This window comes from Rhizobium sp. KNZ2-6A (assembly GCF_056755475.1).
Map to the genome: position 1 here is coordinate 107,203 of NZ_JBNDIC010000011.1, position 21,261 is coordinate 128,463.

At 61.0% G+C, this 21,261-nt stretch carries 22 protein-coding genes; 17 read left to right on the forward strand and 5 right to left on the reverse strand.

What is annotated here, in order from left to right; translation table 11 throughout:
* Positions 1-50: 50 nt before the first annotated feature.
* Positions 51-1,667 (forward strand): citramalate synthase, encoded by a 1,617-nt coding sequence (cimA, locus tag ACPYOP_RS10335; RefSeq protein WP_481410292.1) that lies wholly within the window; start codon positions 51-53, stop codon positions 1,665-1,667.
* Positions 1,668-1,774: 107 nt separating this feature from the next.
* Positions 1,775-2,686 (forward strand): EamA family transporter RarD, encoded by a 912-nt coding sequence (rarD, locus tag ACPYOP_RS10340; protein ID WP_481410293.1) that lies wholly within the window; start codon positions 1,775-1,777, stop codon positions 2,684-2,686.
* A gap of 28 nt (positions 2,687-2,714) precedes the next feature.
* Here rarD and ACPYOP_RS10345 read toward each other — a convergent pair whose 3' ends face one another.
* The gene (locus ACPYOP_RS10345; RefSeq protein WP_481410294.1) at positions 2,715-3,338 is read right to left on the reverse strand and encodes an LOG family protein; all 624 of its coding nucleotides are present in this window, start codon (positions 3,336-3,338) and stop codon (positions 2,715-2,717) included.
* Between the two features lie 155 nt (positions 3,339-3,493).
* Between ACPYOP_RS10345 and ACPYOP_RS10350 the strand changes: the two genes are divergently transcribed.
* The 6 genes from ACPYOP_RS10350 (at position 3,494) to ACPYOP_RS10375 (ending at position 10,960) form a co-directional block, all read left to right on the forward strand.
* The gene (locus ACPYOP_RS10350) at positions 3,494-5,530 is read left to right on the forward strand and encodes a LysM peptidoglycan-binding domain-containing protein (protein WP_481410295.1); all 2,037 of its coding nucleotides are present in this window, start codon (positions 3,494-3,496) and stop codon (positions 5,528-5,530) included.
* A gap of 198 nt (positions 5,531-5,728) precedes the next feature.
* Positions 5,729-7,615, forward strand: coding sequence for an ABCB family ABC transporter ATP-binding protein/permease (locus ACPYOP_RS10355; protein WP_481410296.1), 1,887 nt, complete (start codon positions 5,729-5,731; stop codon positions 7,613-7,615).
* Between the two features lie 134 nt (positions 7,616-7,749).
* Positions 7,750-8,448, forward strand: coding sequence for an acid phosphatase (locus ACPYOP_RS10360; RefSeq protein WP_481410297.1), 699 nt, complete (start codon positions 7,750-7,752; stop codon positions 8,446-8,448).
* A gap of 376 nt (positions 8,449-8,824) precedes the next feature.
* Positions 8,825-9,523: a phosphatidylserine decarboxylase gene (locus ACPYOP_RS10365; RefSeq protein WP_481410298.1), complete on the forward strand. Its 699-nt coding sequence runs from the start codon at positions 8,825-8,827 to the stop codon at positions 9,521-9,523.
* 122 nt (positions 9,524-9,645) lie between these two features.
* Entirely contained in the window at positions 9,646-10,506 is an 861-nt protein-coding gene (gene pssA, locus ACPYOP_RS10370; protein WP_149636749.1) for a CDP-diacylglycerol--serine O-phosphatidyltransferase, read from the forward strand.
* Positions 10,507-10,819: 313 nt separating this feature from the next.
* Complete coding sequence (locus ACPYOP_RS10375; RefSeq protein WP_169644843.1) at positions 10,820-10,960, forward strand: hypothetical protein; 141 nt, start codon at positions 10,820-10,822, stop codon at positions 10,958-10,960.
* A 78-nt stretch (positions 10,961-11,038) separates the two neighbouring features.
* Here the strand turns inward: ACPYOP_RS10375 and ACPYOP_RS10380 are convergent, their stop codons facing one another.
* Positions 11,039-11,803, reverse strand: a complete 765-nt coding sequence (locus ACPYOP_RS10380) for an SOS response-associated peptidase (protein WP_481410299.1) — start codon at positions 11,801-11,803, stop codon at positions 11,039-11,041.
* A 37-nt stretch (positions 11,804-11,840) separates the two neighbouring features.
* The gene (locus ACPYOP_RS10385; RefSeq protein WP_481410300.1) at positions 11,841-12,161 is read right to left on the reverse strand and encodes a YnfA family protein; all 321 of its coding nucleotides are present in this window, start codon (positions 12,159-12,161) and stop codon (positions 11,841-11,843) included.
* A gap of 163 nt (positions 12,162-12,324) precedes the next feature.
* Here ACPYOP_RS10385 and ACPYOP_RS10390 point away from each other — a divergent pair, with 163 nt between their 5' ends.
* From ACPYOP_RS10390 to ACPYOP_RS10420, 7 genes are all read left to right on the forward strand, one after another.
* On the forward strand, positions 12,325-12,744 hold the full coding sequence (locus ACPYOP_RS10390; protein WP_481410301.1) for an NUDIX hydrolase: 420 nt from the start codon (positions 12,325-12,327) through the stop codon (positions 12,742-12,744).
* Positions 12,745-12,838: 94 nt separating this feature from the next.
* Positions 12,839-13,273, forward strand: coding sequence for a TIGR02301 family protein (locus ACPYOP_RS10395; protein ID WP_481410302.1), 435 nt, complete (start codon positions 12,839-12,841; stop codon positions 13,271-13,273).
* A 104-nt stretch (positions 13,274-13,377) separates the two neighbouring features.
* Positions 13,378-13,635, forward strand: coding sequence for a hypothetical protein (locus ACPYOP_RS10400; protein ID WP_068385602.1), 258 nt, complete (start codon positions 13,378-13,380; stop codon positions 13,633-13,635).
* A 16-nt stretch (positions 13,636-13,651) separates the two neighbouring features.
* Positions 13,652-14,413, forward strand: coding sequence for a hypothetical protein (locus ACPYOP_RS10405; protein WP_481410303.1), 762 nt, complete (start codon positions 13,652-13,654; stop codon positions 14,411-14,413).
* 73 nt (positions 14,414-14,486) lie between these two features.
* Positions 14,487-15,326, forward strand: coding sequence for a CAF17-like 4Fe-4S cluster assembly/insertion protein YgfZ (gene ygfZ, locus ACPYOP_RS10410; protein WP_481410304.1), 840 nt, complete (start codon positions 14,487-14,489; stop codon positions 15,324-15,326).
* Positions 15,323-15,940 carry a YfbR-like 5'-deoxynucleotidase gene (locus ACPYOP_RS10415; RefSeq protein WP_481410305.1) on the forward strand — a complete coding sequence of 206 codons (618 nt, stop codon included), beginning with the start codon at positions 15,323-15,325 and terminating at the stop codon, positions 15,938-15,940. Before ygfZ ends, ACPYOP_RS10415 begins: the two co-directional genes overlap by 4 nt.
* Entirely contained in the window at positions 15,937-16,455 is a 519-nt protein-coding gene (locus ACPYOP_RS10420) for a tyrosine phosphatase family protein (protein WP_481410306.1), read from the forward strand. Before ACPYOP_RS10415 ends, ACPYOP_RS10420 begins: the two co-directional genes overlap by 4 nt.
* 32 nt (positions 16,456-16,487) lie before the next feature.
* On the opposite strand, the gene ACPYOP_RS10425 is transcribed toward ACPYOP_RS10420, so the two are convergent.
* Both ACPYOP_RS10425 and ACPYOP_RS10430 read right to left on the reverse strand, forming a co-directional pair.
* Positions 16,488-17,000: a superoxide dismutase family protein gene (locus ACPYOP_RS10425; protein WP_481410307.1), complete on the reverse strand. Its 513-nt coding sequence runs from the start codon at positions 16,998-17,000 to the stop codon at positions 16,488-16,490.
* A gap of 150 nt (positions 17,001-17,150) precedes the next feature.
* Complete coding sequence (locus ACPYOP_RS10430) at positions 17,151-17,492, reverse strand: hypothetical protein (protein ID WP_481410308.1); 342 nt, start codon at positions 17,490-17,492, stop codon at positions 17,151-17,153.
* A gap of 295 nt (positions 17,493-17,787) precedes the next feature.
* On the opposite strand from ACPYOP_RS10430, the gene ACPYOP_RS10435 reads away from it, so the two are divergent.
* Positions 17,788-20,538, forward strand: coding sequence for a DUF2339 domain-containing protein (locus ACPYOP_RS10435; protein WP_481410325.1), 2,751 nt, complete (start codon positions 17,788-17,790; stop codon positions 20,536-20,538).
* 69 nt (positions 20,539-20,607) lie between these two features.
* Positions 20,608-21,261: an HD domain-containing protein gene (locus ACPYOP_RS10440; protein WP_481410309.1), complete on the forward strand. Its 654-nt coding sequence runs from the start codon at positions 20,608-20,610 to the stop codon at positions 21,259-21,261.

The window sequence follows — 21,261 nt, forward strand, 5'->3', positions numbered from 1 at the left end:
ACGGATGAGGGGCACTCCATTATCAAAACCGGTTCGCCGGAGGAAACAGTATGACACGCGAAAAAATCTATCTCTTCGACACGACGCTCCGCGACGGGCAGCAAACGCCCGGCATCGATTTTTCGGTCGAGGACAAGATTGCCATCGCAACCATGCTGGACGAATTCGGCCTGGACTACGTCGAGGGCGGCTATCCCGGCGCCAACCCGACCGATACCGCGTTCTTCAACGAGAAACGCACGAATTCCGCCTCCTTCGTCGCCTTCGGCATGACGAAGCGCGCTGGCGTCTCCGCCTCCAATGATCCGGGCCTCGCCAGCCTCCTGCAGGCGAAATCCGATGCCATCTGTTTCGTGGCGAAAAGCTGGGACTATCACGTCAAGGTGGCTCTCGGCTGTACCAACGAGGAGAATCTCGAAAGCATTGCTGAGAGCGTCAAGGCGGCTGTCGGCGCCGGCAAGGAAGCCCTGGTCGACTGCGAGCACTTCTTCGACGGCTACAAGGCCAATCCGACCTATGCGCTGGCCTGCGCGAAGACCGCCTATGACGCCGGGGCGCGCTGGGTCGTGCTTTGCGACACCAATGGCGGCACGCAGCCGCCGGAGGTCCGCGCCATCGTCGAGGCAGTCATCGCCTGCGGCGTTCCCGGGGACTGTCTTGGCATCCATGCCCATAACGACACCGGGCAGGCGGTCGCCAATTCGCTTGCGGCGGTCGAGGCCGGCGTCCGGCAGATCCAGGGCACCTTGAACGGCATCGGCGAACGCTGCGGCAATGCCAACCTGATCACGCTGATCCCGACGCTGGCGCTGAAGAGGGCCTATAGCGAGCGCTTCGAAACCACGATCGATGCGGAACGGCTCGTCGGGCTCACCCGCCTTTCGCACGCCTTCGACGAGCTGCTGAACCGCTCTCCGGACCATCAAGCGCCCTATGTCGGCGCCTCGGCCTTTGCGACCAAGGCCGGCATCCACGCTTCGGCGCTGCTGAAGGACCCGCGCACCTACGAGCACGTGCCGCCGGAAAGCGTCGGCAACTTCCGCAAGGTCATGGTGTCGGATCAGGGCGGGAAGTCGAACTTCATCAACGCCCTGAAGCGGCGCGGCATCGAGGTCGGCAAGGACGATCCCAAGCTTGATCAGTTGATCCAGATCGTCAAGGAGCGTGAAGCGACGGGCTATGCTTACGAAGGCGCGGATGCAAGCTTCGAGCTGCTGGCACGCCGCACGCTCGGCACCATCCCGGAATTCTTCGCGATCGACGGCTTCCGCGTCATGGTCGAGCGCCGCTTCGATTCCCACGGCCGGGTGAAGATCGTCTCGGAAGCGGTGGTCAAGATCATCGTCGACGGCGAGACCATCATGTCGGTCGCCGAGGGCGACGGCCCGGTCAATGCGCTCGACCTGGCGCTGCGCAAGAATTTCGGCAAATACCAGCATGAGATCGACGATCTGGAGCTTGCCGATTTCAAGGTGCGTATCCTCAACGGCGGCACGGAGGCCATCACTCGCGTTCTGATCGAATCCACCGACAGTAGCGGCGTGCGCTGGTGGACGGTCGGCGTATCCGAAAACATCATCGACGCCTCATTCCAGGCGCTGATGGATTCCGTCATCTACAAGCTGATGAAGAACCGGCATATGGCAGGCAGAATAGCGGCGGAGTGATCCGCCGCTCATCAAAAAGCTTGACGATGTGGTCAAGGAAATGAATTGGCCACACAGCATGCGTTGGAGTAATCCCGTCTCAAATAATATGAAAGACGGGAAAATTCATGGCCACCGATGCGGTCCAACCGGAAATCAAGAACAGCGACAGCGCCCGGGGTTTCGGCTTCGTGCTGACGGCCTATCTCTTCTGGAGCGTCCTGCCGCTTTATATGAAGGCGCTGGCGCATATCCCGGCTTTCGAGGTCATTGCGCACCGCATCGTCTGGTCGGTTCCGGTCGCCGGCATCGTGCTGTTGGCGTTGGGACGCCTGGGTGACATCAGGGCGGCGTTTCGCAACCCACAGACGATCGCCATGGCGTTGCTGACGGCGATGCTGGTCACCATCAATTGGGGAACCTATGTGTGGGCGATCGGTGCCGGCCATTCGCTCGATGCTGCGCTTGGCTATTTCATCAACCCGCTGTTCAGCATCGCGCTCGGTGCCATCCTGCTCAAGGAAAAACTGGCACCGACGCAGATCGTCGCGATCGGGCTGGCGGCGATAGCCGTCATCATCCTGACCGTCAAGGCCGGCACCCTGCCCTGGGTCGCACTATCGCTGACCTTCTCTTGGGGCTTCTACGCCTTTTTCCGCAAGACGCTGCCTGTCGGTGCCAATCAGGGCTTCTTCATCGAGGTGCTGCTGCTCTGCATTCCGGCAACGCTTTACATCGTCTATCTGGAGACGCACGGCGAAGGCCATTTCTACCAGACCGGCCTGTCGGACACCGCGCTTCTGCTCGGCTGCGGGCTTGTGACGGCGCTGCCGCTGATGATCTTCGCGAACGGCGCGAAGCTTCTCAGAATGTCGACCATCGGCATCATGCAGTACATCGTCCCGACGATGGTCTTCCTGATTGCCATCTTCCTGTTCAAGGAACCCTTCGGCACGACACAGCTGATCGCATTCTCGCTGATCTGGGCCGGTCTCGTGCTCTACAGCTGGTCGATGCTGCGTCAGAGCCGAGGACGCTAACGGCGCGATATGGTTAGCAAATCGCGAATCAGAGCTTAGAAATAACGGCCGCCTCGCCGCCGCGGTCGCCATGCGTCTCGGCGGCGTGCTTACGGATGGCCGGGATGATGTCGGCGATCTTGTCGATGACCAGCGGCTGGACGCGGTGGGCGGTATGGACGAAACCCTCTTCCGTCATGTGGCGGATGAGCTCCATCATCGGATCCCAGAAACCGTTGATATTGGCGAAGACCATCGGCTTTTCGTGACGGCCGAGCTGGCCCCAGGTCATGATTTCGACGATCTCTTCCAAGGTGCCGATACCGCCCGGCAATGCCACGAAGGCATCGGCGCGCTCGAACATACCATGTTTGCGCGCATGCATATCAGGCGTTATGATAAGCTCGTCGAGCTGACCGAGCGAATGGCGCGTCGCTTCCATGTCGACGAGAAATTCCGGGATGATGCCGGTGACCTGGCCGCCATGCGACAGGACACCGCTTGCGACGGCGCCCATGATGCCTTTCGTTCCGCCGCCATAGACCAGGCGCAGGCCGCTTTCGGCAATGCTTTTGCCTAGCTCGCGGCCGGCAGCCATGTGAGAGGGATCGCGCCCCGGCCTTGAGCCGCAATAAACGCAAATGGATCGAATTGGCGTGGAATCGTCGGTCATGGTTCCAAACAACTATGCTGCAGATGCTCAGTCAAGATTTTTCAAAGGAAAACTTGTGCCGGGACATGCGAAAATGGCTGAGAAAGCTTGTAAAAGCAGGCGAAATCGCTAGCAATTTTAGGAGTTGCGACGACTTCGCCGCGTGGAGATGAATAATGATGAAGAACCGTGCCGGTTGGCTGGCTCTGTTGGTGTTGGCAATTGCGACCCTGTTGATGGTCTTTTTCGTGATGCCACGCATCAACGGCGACAAGAATCCGATCGGCAGCGCCGTCAATCAGGCCGGCGACACGGTGAAGAATACGATCGACGAAAACGCGCAAAAGGCCGGCGATCCCGCGAATAAAGCCACGCAGAATGCCGCATCGGGCGCCGTCAACACCGCCGATCTTGCCAAGAAGCTGACCAACCTGACAGGCGCGGCCACGGCCTCGCTTACCGATCTCAAGGCGCTGTTCAAGGATGGCGCCACCCCGGCGCAGGACGTCTTCGCGGCTGCAAAGACGAAGGCGATCACGGCGCTGCAGTCGATCGTCGGCTTCGCCCTTCCGGAAGGCATCGACGCGGCAACGACGGGCCTTGTGAAGAAGATACAGGACGGGGCAGCCAAGGCGCTCGCCATCACTCAATCCCTCCCCGATAACGCCACCGAAGCCGGCGGCGCGATCGACAAGGCAATGGCGGTGCTGACTGGCCAGACAATGCCTGGGACCGACGCCGCTGGGAAGCCTCGAGTACCGTCGTTCGACGTGCTGCGCGTCGAGCCGGATGGTTCCACCGTCATTGCCGGCTCGGCCGAGCCGAACGCGAAACTGGAGATCGTCGACGGGGAAAAAGTGGTCACCACGACCAATGTCGGCCCCAGTGGCGACTTTGCCGCCGTCCTCGACAATCCGCTGCCGCCCGGCGACCATGAATTGATGCTGCGGGCAACCGGCAAGGACGGCAAGGTTGCCACCTCCGAGGAAGTCGCAACGGTCTCCGTGCCGAAAGACGATTCGACACAACTTCTCGCCATGGTCTCCAAGCCGGGCGCCGCGAGCCGCATCATTACCGCGCCCTCGGTCAAGCAAGGTCGTTTGGCGTCCGCCGAGTCCAATGGGCAGGCTGCCGACCCGCAGGCGAAGGCAACAGATGCCAAGCCGCAGCAGGACGGCGCGGTTGTCGCATCCGCCAACCCCGCCGCCGGCACGGCAGCGCCGCCGGCGGCGAAGACGGGTGCGGGTCCGGACGCCGTGGTCAACGCCGTCGAAATCGAAAACGACCATATCTTCGTTGCCGGCAGCGCGAAGCCGAATTCTAAGGTGCGCGCCTATGCCGACGACAAGCTCATCGGCGAGAGCGTTGCGGAAGCGGACGGCCATTTCGTCATCGACGGACCGATGCCGCTTGCCGTCGGCGATCACAAGATCCGCGTCGACGTGCTCGACGGAGCGGGCAAGGTCATCGTTCGCACCAACGTCAACTTCACGCGACCGGAGGGCAATCAGGTGACGGTGGCGGCCCAGACGCCGGCTGCCGCCAATAGCCCGGGACAGGTGGCGACCACGAGTATGGTGCCGCTCGACGAGGGCGAGCTCGCCAAGCTCAAGGAAGGCGCCGGCAAGGCCTTCGCACTGCTCAAGAGCCTGTTTACCGACGGCAAGCAGCCAAATGTGGAACAGCTCGCCGCGGCTCGCTCCGGCACGGAAATCGCCCTGAAATCGCTTTCGGAATTTCGCCCGTCGATCAATGCCACCGCGGACCTGAAGAAGACCGCGGCCGACGCCGCAAGGGCCGCTGCCAAGGCGCTGGGCGTATTGGAGCTTCTGCCGAAGGATGCAAAATCGGTCGGTGCGGCGCTGCCAGGCCTCGAGCAGCTTGTCGCAGTCGTTACCGCTCCCGCGCAGACGTCGCCGGCACAGCCGAACGTGGAGGTTTCCTCCAGCGAAAGCGGCCCGAAAACGCTGGAGCAGGCACCGCTTTCGCAGGACACCAATGCCGTCATCATTCGCCGTGGCGATACGCTCTGGCAGATTTCCCGCCGCACCTATGGTGCCGGCGTGCGCTACACGACCATCTATCTGGCGAACGAGGACAAGATCAACAATCCGGACCGGATCCTTCCCGGTCAGGTCTTCGGACTGCCGAAGGATGCGCTGCCGAATGCCGAGGAACTTCACCGCAAGCGGCTGTCCGGCGAACATCTCTAGGTCATCCAGCGGGACCATCATCATCGGCCAGGCGCCACCAGCGCCTGGCCGATGCTTTTATGCGTCAAAAAAATAGTGTAAGCGTCGCGCGACCTTCATCGCCTTCGCCGAACGGCCTTACCCGCATGCGAAGGTTTCACAGCCAGCCGCGCAATAGTTGCCGCGCCAGGCTGTCCCAATCATTCGCCGGAGACGGGCATGGCTGACCGCAATAAAACAATATCGGCGGATTCCAGCAATCCGATGAACACGATCGTCAATCTCTGGCCCTATATGTGGCCGAGCGGGCGCATGGACCTGAAGATGCGCGTCGTCTGGGCGACCGTCTTCCTGCTGGTCTCCAAATTCTTCCTGCTGCTGGTTCCCTATTTCTTCAAATGGTCCGTCGATGCGCTGAACGGCAAGCTCGACATGCAGGGCATCCTGCCGGCCTTCATGGTCGGCGCCATCGCATTGATCGTCGCCACCAACCTGACCCGCCTGATCCAGCTTGGCCTCAACCAGCTGCGCGATGCGCTGTTTGCGAGCGTCGGCCAATATGCGGTGCGCCAGCTCGCCTACAAGACATTCGTCCACATGCACGAACTGTCGCTGCGCTTCCATCTGGAACGAAAGACCGGCGGCCTCTCGCGCATCATCGAACGCGGTACAAAGGGCATCGAGACCATTGTCCGCTTCACCATCCTCAATACGTTCCCCACCTTCATCGAGTTCCTGCTGACGGCCATCATCTTCTGGCGCGGCTACGGCTTCTCCTATCTTGCCGTGACGGCGGTGACCGTCTGGCTCTACATTTGGTTCACCGTCAGGGCGAGCGACTGGCGCATCTCCATCCGCCGCACGATGAATGACAGCGACACGGACGCCAATACGAAGGCGATCGATTCGCTTCTGAACTTCGAAACCGTCAAATATTTCGGCAACGAGGAGATGGAGGCCAAGCGCTTCGATCAGTCGATGGCGCGCTATGAGAAGGCGGCCACCAGCGTCTGGACATCGCTCGGATGGCTGAACTTCGGCCAGGGCGTAATCTTCGGTCTCGGCACGACGGTCATGTTGGTCATTTCAGGCTGGTCGGTTCTGAACGGCCACCAGACGGTCGGCGACTTCGTCTTCATCAATGCGATGCTGCTGCAGCTCTCGGTGCCGCTGAATTTCATCGGCTTCGTCTATCGCGAAATACGCCAGGGGCTGACTGATATCGAGGAGATGTTCGATCTGCTTGAGGTCAGGCCTGAGGTGGTCGATGCCCCCGGCGCCAAGGAACTTGTGATCGGCAGCGGCGCGATCTCCTTCAAGGACGTGCATTTTGCCTATGATCCCGCAAGGCCGATCCTGAAGGGCATTTCCTTCGAGGTGCCCGCCGGCAAGACCGTCGCCGTGGTCGGGCCTTCGGGGGCCGGAAAATCGACGCTGTCGCGCCTGCTCTACCGATTCTACGATGTACAAAGCGGTTCCATCACCCTCGATGGTCAGGACCTGCGCACCGTGACGCAGAAAAGCCTGCGCAATGTCATCGGCATGGTGCCGCAGGATACAGTGCTCTTCAACGATACCATCGCCTACAACGTCCGCTACGGACGGCCGGGCGCAAGCGATGCCGAGGTGACGGCGGCGGCCGAGATCGCGCAGATCGGCGAGTTCATCCGCAACCTGCCCGAAGGCTTCGATACGAAAGTCGGGGAACGCGGCCTCAAATTGTCGGGCGGCGAGAAGCAGCGCGTCGCGATCGCCCGCACCATTCTCAAGGCGCCGCCGGTCCTGATCCTCGACGAGGCGACCTCGGCGCTCGACACGACGACCGAGCGCGAAATACAGGCCGCCCTCGACGTCGTTTCGAAGAACCGCACGACATTGGTCATCGCGCACCGCCTTTCGACGGTGATCGGCGCGGACGAGATCATCGTGCTGAAGAGCGGCGTGATCGCCGAGCGCGGCACACATGCGGATCTTCTGGCGCAGAATGGACTATATGCCTCCATGTGGAACCGACAGCGCGAGGCAACGCAGGCCGAGGAACATCTGAAGCAAGTGCGCGAAAGCGACGATCTCGGCGTGGTCGACCGGCTGGCGCCCGCAAACTGAGGCACTCCCGCAAAGACTGCCACAAGCGGCTCCGCCCCGAGGAAACGACACAACGAGTTATGCACGGATCGTTGTCACGAGGTTGAGATGACAGCTTGCTAGGTACGAGGGTCCTTTCAACGGAGCCCCCCAAAATGCGTACTATTGCCAAAGCTTTAAGCATATTGCTCGTCGTCGGCCTTGCCTCGCCTGTTTTCGCCGAGGATGCCAAGCCGTTCGCGGATGCCAAGGAGATCAACCTCCTCAACCTGCTGCCGCCACCGCCCGCCAATGATTCCGCGCAGATGAAGGCAGAGCTGGGCGAAATCCTGACGATCCAGGTGACCCGCACACCGGAAATGGCGGCGCGCGCCGTGGCCGACGCGGAAGAGAATGTCTGGCGCTTCTCCGACGTCATCGACAATCCGAAATTCACCAAGGAAAACCTGCCGAAGTTCTCGGCCTTCTTCGATCGCATCGTTGAAACCGAAGGCGCCGTCGTCGATCCGGCCAAGGATGTCTGGAAGCGCCCGCGCCCGCATCTCTACAGCGATCTCGTCAAGCCGATCGTGCCGCTCTCCAAGTCCGGATCCTATCCATCCGGCCACGCCACGCTCGGCACGCTGATGGGCATCGTGCTGTCGAACATGGTGCCGGAAAAGCGCGCCGTCATCATGGCGCGTGCCTGGGAATACGGCCATAACCGCATCGTCGGCGGCATCCATTACGCGTCCGACATCGAAGCCGCCCATATTGCGGGCACCGTCATCGCCGAAACCATCATGACGCATGACGACTACAAGAGCGAATATGAAGGCGCCAAGGCTGAGCTGCGCGCCGCTCTCGGCCTCTGATTTCAGCCTGGAGCGGTTCGGTTTTCATGGAATCTCCGAACTCTCCATCTCCTTATTTCCCAGCAATTCCGGATGGAAACAACTGAGCATGCAAGGCCGCCGCTTCCGCCGGCGGCCTCTTCGTTGGATCCGACGCGAGTTTTCACGCGGCAACTCTTTTCAACACCGGGGATCGTTGGCATTTTGGCACAGCGCGGATTGCGCTGGGGGCGAGCATGCGAGAGCATTGCCCATGACAGCGTTTGCCTGTAGTCACGCTCGACTGGTAATCAGAGCAAGACTGCGTATCTTATTCGCATTCTTTTGACCGGCATGATTTCTTCCCGCGACCGCGACCCGGTTTTTGGTGAGGGTGCCCTAACGGAGTAGGCCATAGATGAGCTTATTGAACAGCGTACGCAACGTCATCGTTCCGGTACATAAGGAGGGCTATCCCTTCGTTGCAGGCTTCTTCGTCGCGTCGCTCGTGCTCGGCTGGATCTTCAAGCCGCTCTTCTGGATCGGCCTGATCCTCACGCTCTGGTGCGCCTACTTCTTCCGTGATCCCGAGCGCATGACGCCGCAGGACGACGACCTCGCAATATCGCCCGCTGACGGAAAAGTCTCGGGCGTGCAGATGGTGACGCCGCCGGCGGAACTCGATCTCGGCACCCAGCCGATGCTGCGCATCTCGATCTTCATGAACGTCTTCGATTGCCATGTGAACCGTTCGCCGATGCGCGGCCGCATCACCAGCATCGCCTATCGCCAGGGCAGCTTCCTCAATGCCGAACTCGACAAGGCCAGCGAACAGAACGAGCGCAACGGTCTCGTCATCGAAACCAAGCATGGCCAGATCGGCGTCGTGCAGATCGCAGGCCTTGTCGCCCGCCGCATTCTCTGCTTCGTCAACCCGAACGAGCCGCTGGATGCCGGCGAGCGCATCGGCCTGATCCGTTTCGGCTCGCGCCTCGATATCTTCCTGCCCGAGGGTGCGTCGGCGCGCGTCGCCATCGGCCAACGGGCGATCGCCGGCGAAACCGTCATTGCCGAATTCGGCTCGGCAAAGGGCGCAACCCTAAGTCGTCGCAGCTGAGCCCTGGAGCATTTCCGCTTTAAACCGAGTTGCGGAAATGCCCCATATCATTGTTTTCACGCAATTTTGAACGCCAACCTGCTTCGCGGTTTTGCCGAAATTGCTCTAGGAACACGAACGAGATGAAGACGCCTTTTCCGCCTTTCGAGCCGCATGGGCCCAATGACGAAGCGCGTGGACCGCGCCTTCGGGAAATCCCGCTGCGGCTGATCGTGCCGAACATGATCACGGTACTGGCGATCTGCGCCGGCCTGACGGGCATCCGTCTCGCTTTCGAAAATCGATACGAGCTTGCCGTCGTCGCGGTGCTGGTCGCCGCTTTCCTCGATGGCGTCGACGGGCGTGTGGCGCGGCTGATGAAGGCCACTTCGAAATTCGGCGCGCAGATGGATTCGCTCGCCGATATCGTCAATTTCGGCGTCGCTCCGGCGCTCGTCGTCTATGTCTTCCTGCTCGACCAGGCCCGCTCCCTCGGCTGGATTGCCGCGCTGATCTACACGATCGCCGCCGGCCTTCGCCTTGCGCGCTTCAACGTCATGGCCGAGCGCGAGCACAAAGCCTCCTGGCAGTCGGAATATTTCGTCGGCGTGCCTGCGCCGGCCGGCGCCATGCTGGTGCTGCTGCCGGTCTATCTCGGCTTTTTGGGCCTGACACCGGACCGAACCTTCGCCTATTGGGGTGCTGCCTACACCGTTCTGATCGGCTTTCTTCTCGTCAGCCGCCTGCCCGTCTGGTCCGGCAAATCGGAAGGCAGCCGCATCAGGCGGGATCTCGTTTTGCCGATCATGCTCGGCCTCGTCGTCTATGTCGCGATGCTGATGAGCTATACGTGGCATGTCATGGTGGTGACCGTCGTCGCCTATCTGCTCTCCCTGCCCTTTGGTGCGCGGTCCTGGGCCAAGAAATACGGCACCTATACCATCAACGGACCCGGCGACCCGGATGTCGACGATTCCAACGACGATATAGGACGGCATATCTAGCCAGCACGCTAACGCGCTTTTGTCGGCATCGCCCGCTGCAACCGTAAGGGTGTAAGTTTGCCTTATCAAATCAGCGCGTGGCGATCGGCCGCGGATCAGATAGCGAGCCGCCCAAGCCTCGCTTTCCGGCAGATTCAAACATTGCGGCAGTGCGGATTCTACACGAGGATTTGGCGCTAAACTCGCGAAATATGGTCGTTGTTCACAAAACCTGATTGGAAAACGCCTTCGATTTGTCATGATTCTCGAGAAAATAGCACTACTTGACAGTGAATCGCGAAATGCTCTGGGAGAGCATGGTGAGGAGTGAGACATGACACAGAAGAAAGACCAGGCGGCACAACCGCAAGCAAAGATCGACCCTAGCAAGCATTACCGCCCGCTGGGCCTGAAAGCCGTTCTTGCAGCGCATCTGATGCTGAAGACCAAGCCTATCAAGAAGAAGATCGCTTAACAGCATAGAGCCCGCGCCCGCCGCCGACCAATGCCGGCAGGCTTCATTTCCGGTCACTGGCCGCTAAATGGCGGCAGCTCAGAGAAGACTAAGCTGGCCGTCTTCCGGATCCGTCTTCTTCGGCGGCTTCCTGACCGAATCAAGTGTTACGGGCGTCTGCAGGTCCGGCCCCATGTTGGCGACCTTGTTGACGCGATCCGAAACCGGGATCGCCTCGAAAAAATCCTCCTGGACAGGCGTCATCAGATCAAGGACCTCACGCGGCTCCTGCGTCTTGCAATCGAGCCAGCGGGCGAAATCCTCCGGCTTGATGACGACGGGCATGCGGTCGTGGATGGACCGGATCGCGCTGTTTGCTGCCGTTGTCAGGATGGCGCCGGTATCGACTTCCGAACCATCCGCCGACGACCAGGTTTCCATCAGCCCGGCAAAGGCGATGACACCGCCGCTGCGCGGCCGGATCCAATAGGCCTGCGGCTTCTCGCCGCTTTCCTTCGAAGGGCGATGCCATTCGTAAAAGCCGGATGCGGGAATGAGAATGCGGCGATGGCGCATGGCGGCGCGGAAGGAGGCCTTGCCGATCGCCGTTTCCGCCCGCGCATTGATCAGCAGCGGAAATTCCTTGGGGTCCTTTACCCAGGCCGGCGTAAAGCCCCAGCGCGCCAGCAAGGCGCGGCGATCCGGCAGGTTGCTGCCCGGAAGCTGCCTGTCGCCGGCGATGACGACGAGGATCGGCTGTGTCGGCGCGATATTATAGCGCGCGGGAAAACCTTCATTCAGCAGGACGCCGAGCGCTTCTCCCACATAGTCTGCCGTCGATGTCAAAGCGAAACGTCCGCACATGCGTTTTGTTTTGCACTCGCAAGGCGTCGGGTCAAGCTCAGCCGCGGGGGCCGAAGAGAATGATCGCGGCGCCGCCAAGGCAAACGACGGCGCCCGATATATCCCACCGATCCGGCAGCCGCCCCTCGGCCAACCAGAGCCAGAGAATGGAGGCAACGATATAGACGCCGCCATAAGCGGCAAAGGTGCGTCCGGCTGCCTCGCTCGGCACCAATGCGAGCAGCCAGGCAAAGAGCGCCAGCGAGACGAGGCCGGGCGCAAGCCACCAGGCGGGCTTTGCCAGCCGAAGCCAGGCCCAGAAAGCGAAACAGCCGGCAATTTCGGCCAAGGCCGCCAAGGCATAGAGTCCGTAAATCATCCTGATAATCACTTGCATATTCGGCACATGCGACTCGCCGCGCCCATTGGGGACGAGTTAAAGGGCATTCCCCAGGGACAGCAAGAGTGGTTTCCTGTAGAGGTTGGTCATCGATGATCTCCCGTCATCATCCTGATCTCCTCATTCGAATGCGACGCGAACCATGACCTCCTCACCCCGCCCCGCCTCCTCCGCCATCCTCGAGCGCAACGGTCGCTTCCTACTGGTGCTGCGCAGCAATCCACCATCTGCCGATATGTATGCCTTTCCGGGCGGACGGGCCGAGGAAGGAGAAACGCCTGATGATGCGGCGCTGCGTGAATTCAGGGAGGAGACCGGCATAACGGCTCGCAACCCACGCCTGTTCGAGACCTATGATCTGCGCTCCCATGCGGCAGACGGAGCACTCATGAGCCATTTTCTGCTTTCGGTCTTCCTCGTCGATGCCGACGAGGATGCAGTTGCCGAGGCCGCCGACGACGCGGCCGCCATTGGCTGGTATACGCTGGAAGAGGTGCGCTGCCTGCCCGTCCCGGCCAGCGTGCTTGAATGCGTGGAACGACTTGCTGCAGCAAACGCATAGCTCGGCGCCGAAATTAACGATGCTGCGCAATATCGGCGTGGAAACCACCCACCACGCCTTGTTCCCGTCATGCTTGTCCGGTCAACATGGTTACATGATTCATAACAGCCTTGGCCGACCGCTTCTGATCTGCATCGCGCTCACCGCCGCCTTTCCCGCTGCCGCACAGCCGGCAGCAAGCGCGCCGCCCGCTCAGGCGCCCGAGGCGGAGAATGCCGAACGGCCGACGCCCTATGATGAGCAGCTTTCCCGGCTCGCCGAAATTCTCGGCTCGATCGACTATCTGCGCAATCTCTGCAGCCCAAAAAAGGAAGACGGATGGCGGGGCGATATGCAGCAATTGCTCGATACGGAGACCAAGGGCGAGCAGAAACGCAAGGAAAAGCTGACGGCAGCTTTCAACCGTGGATATCGGTCCTTTGCATCGGTTTACACGAATTGCACGCGGCAGGCTCTCGTGGCGGAAGAGCGATACCGTAACGAAGGTGCAACACTGGCGACAGAAATCACCGCCCGCTTTGGAAATTGACGTTTTATTAACCTCTTTTCATAGCGAGCCGTGTCGTTTTGGGAAAAGGCTGATAAAGTTGTTAAGCAAGTGGTAAGGACATGAACGTCTTAAGGAAAGAATCAATGGAAACCAGCCTGAATGAAATCGACGACATGATCGTCCATGAAAAAATGCAGGCAGCGCTGGAATACCAGAATGAGGCTTGGGCCGACGGAATGGCTGACGGTATCGAGCCTGAGATCATCGCCGATGCGGCCATTGCCCATGCAATTCGCGAGACGATCCGCAATCAGGGTGAACAGGGCGCGGAAGCCTTGCTCGAATCGCTGCGTGAACGCATGCTGGCTGGTGAATTCTCTCCGAACCGTACCCTGCAATAACAATCAGAGATTGCTTATGCGTATCTTTTCGGGCAATGCGCTTTCCTGTTCCATTGCCTCGCTTGCTGCCGTGACCCTGCTTTTGGGCAGCACTGCCCTGCCATTGCCGGCCCTTGCCTTTTCCCAGCTCAATCCTCCGGCGCCCCAGGCGAAGGACGCAGCACGATCCGCACAGCAAAAGAACGAGAAGCCGATCGAGCAGGCGCTGGAGGCGCCGTCGAACAACAATGCGCTGCCGATGCCCGATCCGCTGATCAACAAGCAGGCAAGCCAGAGCAGCGGTGACACTTCGAACGCAAACAAATCGGTCGAGTTCCTCTTCGACATCGACAAGGCGCCCGAACCGGTAAAGAAGCTTCGTACGGCGATCGTGGAAGCTGCCGCTTCCGGCGATCTCGAGCGCCTGCGTCCGCTGATGAATGTCGGCGGCGGCCTCAAGCAGACGCAGGTCACCGCTGACGATCCCGGCGAAGATCCGATCAAGACGCTGCACGATCTTTCGGGCGATCCCGACGGCATCGAGATCCTGTCCATCCTGCTCGATATCATGTCGACCGGCTTCGCCCATGTCGGCCAGGGAACCCCTGATGAGGTCTATGTCTGGCCCTACTTTGCCCAGAAGGACATCAAGACGCTCTCCACGCCGGAAAAAGTCGATCTGATGCGCATCGTCACGGCTGGGGACTATGCCGACATGCAGGAATTCGGCGGCTATAATTTCTATCGCGTCGGCATCACGCCGGACGGTCGCTGGAAATTCTTCACCTCGGGCGAATGATCCGGCCGGGGAACTTGCGGTTCCCCGCCGAAGGCCCTACCTCTGCGTGATAGGCCAAATCAGCGGATCCATCATGCCAGCCGTATTCCTGAGAGAGCGTTCCTTCATCCGCATTGCCGGCGCGGAGGCAGAAGCGTTCCTGCACAATCTCATTACCACCGATCTCGTTTCGCTCGGCGCCGATGAGGCGCGCCCGGGCGCGCTGCTGACGCCGCAAGGCAAGATCCTGTTCGACTTCATGATCTGGCGGGATGGTGCCGGCTTTCTGCTCGAAACCGATGCCACCCAACGAGAAAGCCTGCTGAAGCGGCTCACCATGTACCGGCTGCGCGCCAAGGTCGATTTCGGCACGGAGGACGTTCAGGGTGTTACCGTCGCATGGGATGATGCAGTTGCAAACGGCCCCAAAGACAGCCGCTTTGCCAAAGCGGGCGTCGCGCTGACCCGCATGCCCGGCGAGCATGGCAGCGATGCCGAGGTCCTTTATGACGAGCTGCGGATCGCCAACGGCATCGCCGTCTCGGGCCGCGATTTCGCACTGCAGGACGCCTTTCCCCATGATGTGCTGATGGATCTCAACGGCGGCCTGGGCTTCCGCAAGGGCTGCTATGTCGGCCAGGAAGTCGTCTCCCGCATGCAGCATCGCGGCACGGCGCGCAGACGGGTCGTCATCGTCAAGGGCAATGCCGAGCTGCCGGCCTCCGGAACGGAGCTTACCGTCGGCAGCAAGCCGGTCGGTACACTCGGCTCGACCGCCGACAGCATGGGCCTTGCCGTCGTGCGCATAGACCGGGCCGGCGAAGCCATTGCCGAGGGAACTCCGATACAGGCTGCCAGCGTGAAGGTTTCCGTGTCGCTTCCGGCCTGGTCAGGCCTCTCCTTCCCCGAGCGGTCCGACGAGGCCTCGGCATGACATCGGGCAAGACCGCGCGCGCCTGGCAGCGCATGCTCTCCGGTCGTCGTCTCGACCTGCTGGATCCTTCCTCGCTCGATGTCGAGATCGGCGATATTGCCCACGGGCTTGCCCGCGTCGCGCGCTGGAACGGGCAGACCTCCGGCGATCATGCCTTTTCGGTCGCGCAGCACAGCCTTGTGGTGGAGGCGATCTTTCGTCATCTCAACCCGGCAACGCCCGATGAACTGCTTGCCGCGCTGCTGCATGACGCTCCGGAATATGTGATCGGCGACATGATCTCGCCGTTCAAGTCCGTCGTCGGCGGCGATTACAAACTTGTGGAACAGCGGCTGGAAGCTGCAATCTACCGCCGCTTCGCCCTGCCCCCGCATTGCGCGCCGAAGCTCAAGGAAAAGATCAAGAGGGCCGATACGATCTCGGCCTATTTCGAGGCGACGCTGCTGGCCGGTTTCACGCCCGAGGAGGCGCGCAAGTTCTTCGGCCAGCCGCGCGACATCACGCGCGAGATGCTGCCGATCGATCCCATGCCGGCGATCGAGGCGCAGCGGCTGTTTCTCGAACGTTTCGAGGCGATCGAGGCCGAACGCGCCGCCATGAGGATCGGCGCATGACGGCGATCATCGTGTCGCCACTGGCGCGCATTGCCGAAATGGCTGTTCGGCACGGCGCATCCGAGATGATCAGCCTGATGGCAAAGGAGCATGCCTTTCACCGTCCCGCCGTTATCAAGGCGGATCGTCATCTGCTGCTCAACATGAACGATATCAGCTTTGCCGGAACCGGCGATCTCGTCGCGCCACAGGAGGTGCATGTCCGCGCCATCATCGATTTCGCCACCGGATGGGACCGTAGCGCACCCTTGCTCATTCATTGCTGGATGGGCGTTTCACGCTCACCGGCGGCGGCATTGATCGCGGCCTTGACCATTCATCCCGAGGAAGACGATCTGACGCTCGCGCGCCGCCTGCGCACAAGTTCGCCATTTGCCACGCCGAATAGCCGGCTGATTGCGATCGGTGACGAGATGCTCGGACGTAAAGGACGCCTGATCGCAGCGGTCAAGGAGATCGGTCGCGGCGCGGATGCTGATGGCAATGCGCCTTTCATGCTGCCACTGCCGTCATAGGGCGATAGGCTGCAAAGACGACGCATGCGGTTCTATTGAATGATGGCGCATGCCAGGCGCTTGCCGGCGCCACCGACAGGCTGGCTGCGGTAGTCGTCCGAGTCTTCATGGATCATCAGCGTGCGGCCGCGAATGCCGCTCTTGCCATTCAGCGACACCATGCCGTTGAAGACCTGGGCGCGCAGCTTGCCGTCCTCATCGACGTACTGATTGGGCATGTCGCCGGCATGCGGCCCATTGGCGGCGAGGAAGCCATGCTCGGCCTTGCTGGGATTGAAATGGCTGCCGGCCGATTCAAAACCGTGCTCATGGTCGCAATGGCTGTTTTCATGGATATGGAAGGCGACCCAGCGATTGGCGGGCAGGCCGGAGACCTCCATCTCGATCAGCACGCCCTTCTTGCCTTCCGTCAAGGTCGCCCGCCCCGCCTGCTTGCCGTCGAGACCGACAAAATCGGCGGTCGCGGTGCTTTCACTTTGGGTTTGTGCCGTAGCGGGCACGGCTGCTGCGAGTGCAAGAATTGAAACGATCATCATCCGCTTCATGGAAGACCCTCCCTGTTCTGTTTGGCAATTGCCCAACGCGATGACAGGCACGAGTGTTCCGGCGATCCGGAAAATGAACTTACTTCAAAACGATAAGGCGACCCGCCAGCATCCCGGCAGGCCGCCAATATCATCGGGCAAAAGCGCTTGTCAGGCCGCTACGCTATCGACGTCATACTGACCGTAGGTGCTGTTATAGGCATCCATCGGCGACAATAAGTCCATATCGAATGCGATACTGGATTCCGGCAATTTGGCCGTGGAGGCCGCATCGGCATTCGGCAACTGCATGAGCTTGGCCATCAGGCTGCCCAACGCGCCGTTCGCACCATCAGCGGCATTCCCGTCGGCACCATCGGCCTCGAGAATACCGGGACGCTCGTCGGCTTCGCGCTCGCCGCGGCTCAGAACACCATCATCATTCGAGTCGAGGCGCGAGAGAGTGCCTCGATACGGATAAGAGCTGAGGGATGTGGAAGAAACATGGGACATACAAACCTCCTGTGGTAGGAGCCGCCTCATGCGACGTCGTTTGCACGCAATACATTCGGAGTTAAACTATGAAATGCTCTTAAACTGCTTCGCGCTGTCGGTAAAGACAAATTGTTAATGAGTATTAACCATAGTTTTTAAGCGGTAAATCCGCAGTTCCTAATATTTATTGGGCACCCTGGCGTGAGGATGCTGGGTATAATCCCCTGGAATCATAGGTGAATCTGACTATCTAGCCTTACCGCGCGACACGTTTGGTATATTGTGCGACCGATCGCCCGTGGAGAGGATAATGATGGAATTGCTACCGCTCGTTATCCTGATCGTCGGCATTCTGGTGCTGCGGGGCCACAACCTCCGGATAAAGCAGCTAGAAGCGCGCGTTCAGGAGCTGCAAAATGCCCTTTCCGGCAAGGTGCTGACGGAGGATGGGGGCGAATCGATTCCCATGCCGCACTCGATGGCTCATGCGGTGGCGCAGCCTGTCGAAGACGAGCGACAAGCAGAAATCGACGATGGATCGGCCGCCGAGGAGCTCGCCGCCGCGCGCGGCATCGCCGATACATTCGATGAAGGACCCGCACCCGTTGCCGGCCAAACACCCGTTCAGGCGAAGGAAAGCCTGGAGAGCACGATCGGCGCGCGCTGGGCCGTATGGGTCGGCGGCATCGCGCTGGCGTTCGGCGGCATCTTCATGGTCAAATATTCGATCGAGAGCGGCCTTCTCAGCCCCGGCGTCCGGCTCGTCCTTGCGGCGCTCTTCGGCCTTTTCCTGATTGTCGCGGGCGAAGTAATCCGCCGCCGCGTCGCACCGGTGCTGGGCAACGCCTTCCAGAATGCGATGATCCCCGGCGTGCTGACGGCCGCCGGCGTCGTCGCCTTGTTCGGCTCCACCTATGCGGCCCATGGCATCTATGGCTTCATCGGGCCGGCCACAGCCTTCACGCTTCTGGCGCTGATCTCGCTTGCCACACTCGGGCTCTCGCTGTTGCATGGGCAAGCGCTCGCCGGCCTCGGTCTTCTGGCGTCGATGGCGACCCCGGCGCTCATCGCTTCGACCGCGCCGAGGCCCTGGATCCTCTTCGGCTATCTTGTGCTGACATGGGTTGCGACCCTGTTGGCGTCGCGCCTGCGCCGCTGGCTGATTGCGCCATCCCTCGCCAATGCGCTGCTGAGCCTCTGGCCCTTGCTCTATATTGGCTTCAGCCCGGTGGTCGACCTGACGCCGGTTACGCTTTCCATGCTGGCAATGATCGCCGGCACCCTCTTCCTCTGGCCCGGGCGCTACCCGGTCTTGGAGCCGATAAAGGAAGTTACCGAAGCACTGCCTGCTGACGGCATCTCCCTGCCGATAGCTGCGGGCGGCCAATGGACAGCGTTTCTCGGCAGAGCGCCACTCGGCATGACGCTGACGGCAGCGGTCGGTGCGCTCACGGTGTCGCTCTGCCTCGTCACCTTCAGCCTTCAACAGGGATATCCCATCGTCGACGCCACATTCATGTTTGCGGCGATCGTTGCCGCCGTTGCGGCTTTTGGCGCCAGCCGCCTCTACGCGGCCTGGGCAACGATCCTGTCGGCACTCACCGCCATCATCGGCGTATTCGGTGTTCTGACCCGATGGATCGCCGGCGTCGAAAGCAGCGGCACGGACGGCACCGTCAGCTTGCAGAGCATGGTGCTCTATGAAGTGCTGGGCCTCGGCGCGATCTTCGTGCTGATCGGTACCTTTTTCCTCAGGCGTTTCGCCGGACGAGAGAAGCCCTATGCCGCTCTCTGGAGCCTTGTCATGGCCGCCACGCCGCTGGCGATCGCCACGATCAGCTTCGTCAACTTCGGCAATTGGACACTGGACTGGCTGCATGGCCTTTATGGCATCGGGCTGGCAGTCGTGTTGATCGCGCTTGCCGAATGGCAATATCGCCGCGAAGGCGAGGCGCAAGATCTGCCGACGAACATCCTTGCCGCCGGCTCCTTTGCCGCTGCCATCTTTGCCCTTCATACCCTAACGCATCACGCCACGGCCACGATCCTGCTGCCGGTTCTCGGCATTGCCTATCTCTCGGCGGGACGCCTGCGTAATTGGCCTGTGCTGCCGTGGACGATGGTTGCAGCGCTGATCATCGCCATGGGGCGCATTGCCTGGCAACCGACGATCGTCGATCCGGCGGAGCTCGGCACGACGCCGGTCTTCAACATGCTGCTTGCCGGCTACGGCATTCCGGCAGCTCTTGCGGTCTTTGCGGCCTTCATCACTCGCCATTCGCCGAGCCTGCGGCTGCGCAATGCCTTGCAAGCGCTTGCCTGTTTCCTCGTGCTGCTCACAATCGCCATCCTCGTGCGCCATGCCATGAACGGCGGCGTCCTGAACGACGCGGTTCCGACGCTCGGCGAGCAATCGATCTACACGCTGCTGGCAATCGGCGCTTCCGCGACGCTGATGGCGCTCGATCTGAGCGCGGCAAGTCCGGTCTTCCGCTATGGCGGCATGGCGCTCGGCGTCGTTTCGGTCGCCATGATCCTGGCCGTGCATCTGCTGGGACTGAACCCTTTCATGACGGGCGAAAGCACGGGCCGGATCCCCGTATTCAACCTGCTGCTGCTTGCCTATCTGCTACCTGGTATCGCCTATGGCGGACTGGCGCTCTATGCACGCAACCGACGCCCCCCGCCCTATGTCATCATGCTGGCCTTGGCGGCTGCCGTCATGGCTTTCGCATGGGCGACATTGTCGGTGCGCCGCTTCTGGCAGGGCGAATATATTCCCTTCTGGAACGGCTTCATCCAGGGCGAGCTCTATTCCTATTCCGTCGTCTGGCTGCTGATCGGCATCGCACTTCTCGGGCTCGGCACCCGCTTCGAGGCACGGAGCCTGCGCATTGCCTCGGCGGCGCTGGTCTTCATCGCCGTCGTCAAGGCTTTCCTGATCGACATGGCGAACCTCGAAGGCTTCCTGCGCGCCCTCTCCTTCATCGGCCTTGGCGCCGTACTGATCGGCATCGGCCTGTTCTACCAGAAGATCCTGACGCGTAAGAAAGTGGCGGAGTGATTGCGGCGAATCCTTCAACCCGTTAGGACGAGGGAACCTGCCGACAGACCATCCGGAGTGAATGCGATCATGGACACCAACAGAATGGCGCGGGCTTTCGCCCCGTTCGAAGCACTGGCTGCGGATCTCATCCCCCACGCCGCGGATGGCGACGACGGTTCGCACGATATCGCCCATATCCTGCGCGTCTTCCGCAATGCCATGGCCATTCAGGCCGAGGAAGGCGGCAACGCCCGCGTTCTCGCAGCCGCCGTCTTGCTGCATGATTGTGTTGCCGTGGAGAAGAACTCGCCGCATCGGGCGCAGGCCTCGCGGCTTGCCGCCGAGAAGGCTTCGGACATTCTCCGGCAGCTCGGCTGGGCCGATGAGGATATCGCAGCTGCGGCACATGCGATTACCACGCATAGCTTCTCCGCCAACCTGCCGCCGGAAACGCTGGAAGCGAAGATCCTGCAGGATGCCGACCGGCTCGACGCCATCGGCATGGTCGGCGCTGCCCGCTGCTTCTACATTGCCGGGCGTCTCGGCTCCGGCCTGTACGACCCTTTCGACCCGCTGGCGAGCGAGCGGTCGCTCGACGACAAGCGCTTCGCCATTGACCATTTCGAGACAAAGCTGTTCAAACTGGCGGATGGATTCCAGACGGAGACCGGGGCCAGGTTTGCCGGAGCAAGGCATGACCGGCTGAAGACCGTGCTGGCAATGTTCATCGACGAAATCTGA

Excerpts from the sequence above, each read along its gene's own strand:
- ACPYOP_RS10390 (WP_481410301.1), top strand. The coding sequence starts at position 12,325 with ATGACCTCCTCACCCCGCCCCGCCTCCTCCGCCATCCTCGAGCGCAAC.
- ACPYOP_RS10420 (WP_481410306.1), top strand. The coding sequence starts at position 15,937 with ATGACGGCGATCATCGTGTCGCCACTGGCGCGCATTGCCGAAATGGCT.
- ACPYOP_RS10360 (WP_481410297.1), top strand. The coding sequence starts at position 7,750 with ATGCGTACTATTGCCAAAGCTTTAAGCATATTGCTCGTCGTCGGCCTT.
- ACPYOP_RS10400 (WP_068385602.1), top strand. The coding sequence starts at position 13,378 with ATGGAAACCAGCCTGAATGAAATCGACGACATGATCGTCCATGAAAAA.
- ACPYOP_RS10380 (WP_481410299.1), bottom strand. The coding sequence starts at position 11,803 with ATGTGCGGACGTTTCGCTTTGACATCGACGGCAGACTATGTGGGAGAA.
- ACPYOP_RS10415 (WP_481410305.1), top strand. The coding sequence starts at position 15,323 with ATGACATCGGGCAAGACCGCGCGCGCCTGGCAGCGCATGCTCTCCGGT.
- ACPYOP_RS10440 (WP_481410309.1), top strand. The coding sequence starts at position 20,608 with ATGGACACCAACAGAATGGCGCGGGCTTTCGCCCCGTTCGAAGCACTG.
- rarD (WP_481410293.1), top strand. The coding sequence starts at position 1,775 with ATGGCCACCGATGCGGTCCAACCGGAAATCAAGAACAGCGACAGCGCC.
- ygfZ (WP_481410304.1), top strand. The coding sequence starts at position 14,487 with ATGCCAGCCGTATTCCTGAGAGAGCGTTCCTTCATCCGCATTGCCGGC.
- ACPYOP_RS10365 (WP_481410298.1), top strand. The coding sequence starts at position 8,825 with ATGAGCTTATTGAACAGCGTACGCAACGTCATCGTTCCGGTACATAAG.
- ACPYOP_RS10395 (WP_481410302.1), top strand. The coding sequence starts at position 12,839 with ATGATTCATAACAGCCTTGGCCGACCGCTTCTGATCTGCATCGCGCTC.
- ACPYOP_RS10425 (WP_481410307.1), bottom strand. The coding sequence starts at position 17,000 with ATGAAGCGGATGATGATCGTTTCAATTCTTGCACTCGCAGCAGCCGTG.
- ACPYOP_RS10435 (WP_481410325.1), top strand. The coding sequence starts at position 17,788 with ATGGAATTGCTACCGCTCGTTATCCTGATCGTCGGCATTCTGGTGCTG.
- cimA (WP_481410292.1), top strand. The coding sequence starts at position 51 with ATGACACGCGAAAAAATCTATCTCTTCGACACGACGCTCCGCGACGGG.
- pssA (WP_149636749.1), top strand. The coding sequence starts at position 9,646 with ATGAAGACGCCTTTTCCGCCTTTCGAGCCGCATGGGCCCAATGACGAA.
- ACPYOP_RS10375 (WP_169644843.1), top strand. The coding sequence starts at position 10,820 with ATGACACAGAAGAAAGACCAGGCGGCACAACCGCAAGCAAAGATCGAC.
- ACPYOP_RS10345 (WP_481410294.1), bottom strand. The coding sequence starts at position 3,338 with ATGACCGACGATTCCACGCCAATTCGATCCATTTGCGTTTATTGCGGC.
- ACPYOP_RS10430 (WP_481410308.1), bottom strand. The coding sequence starts at position 17,492 with ATGTCCCATGTTTCTTCCACATCCCTCAGCTCTTATCCGTATCGAGGC.
- ACPYOP_RS10385 (WP_481410300.1), bottom strand. The coding sequence starts at position 12,161 with ATGATTTACGGACTCTATGCCTTGGCGGCCTTGGCCGAAATTGCCGGC.
- ACPYOP_RS10405 (WP_481410303.1), top strand. The coding sequence starts at position 13,652 with ATGCGTATCTTTTCGGGCAATGCGCTTTCCTGTTCCATTGCCTCGCTT.
- ACPYOP_RS10355 (WP_481410296.1), top strand. The coding sequence starts at position 5,729 with ATGGCTGACCGCAATAAAACAATATCGGCGGATTCCAGCAATCCGATG.
- ACPYOP_RS10350 (WP_481410295.1), top strand. The coding sequence starts at position 3,494 with ATGATGAAGAACCGTGCCGGTTGGCTGGCTCTGTTGGTGTTGGCAATT.